The sequence below is a fragment of the Mycobacterium shunyiense genome (assembly GCF_058270075.1).
Genome location: NZ_JBZDPU010000051.1, coordinates 1 through 646, shown reverse-complemented (window position 1 = coordinate 646; position 646 = coordinate 1). Strand labels below are relative to the sequence as shown.

Sequence of the window (646 nt, the reverse complement as noted above, 5' to 3'; positions counted from 1 at the left end):
CTTGTCCAGCTTGCCGTTGACCGTCAACGGCAACGCATCAAGAGCCACCACGGCCGCGGGCACCATGTAAGCCGGCAACCGCTCGGCCAGAGCCGCACGAGCTTGCACCGGATCTGCAGTACCGGTCAGGTAACCGACCAACCGCTTGTCACCAGGCTGATCCTCGCGAACGATCACCACCGCCTGCGCCACACCATCCAAATCAGCCAGCGCGCTTTGGATTTCACCCAACTCGATGCGATAGCCGCGGATCTTGACCTGCTCATCAGCACGCCCGGCATACCGCAACTGCCCATCGGCACCCCACGACACCAAATCCCCGGTCCGATACATCCGAGCACCCGGCATACCGAACGGACACGGCACAAACCTCGAGGCCGTCAAACCAGCCCGGCCCAGATACCCCGCACTGACCCCGCGGCCGGCCACATACAACTCACCCACCACACCCGGGGGAACCGGACGCAACCACCGATCCAAAACAAACAAACCAGCACCCGGAACCGGCACACCGATCGGGACGGTACCCATCCCAGGCTGCAATGGCGCACTGATCGTGGCATACACCGTCGTCTCAGTCGGACCATACCCATTGATCAACACCCGACCCGGCGCCCACCGATCCACCACATCGGCCGGACACGCC

At 63.5% G+C, this 646-nt stretch carries 1 protein-coding gene; it reads right to left on the bottom strand.

Annotated elements, in window-relative coordinates; translation table 11 throughout:
- Window positions 1-646: AMP-binding protein (locus tag AC4ELH_RS35325; RefSeq protein ID WP_498889595.1), on the bottom strand; the 646-nt coding region annotated here is incomplete at both ends.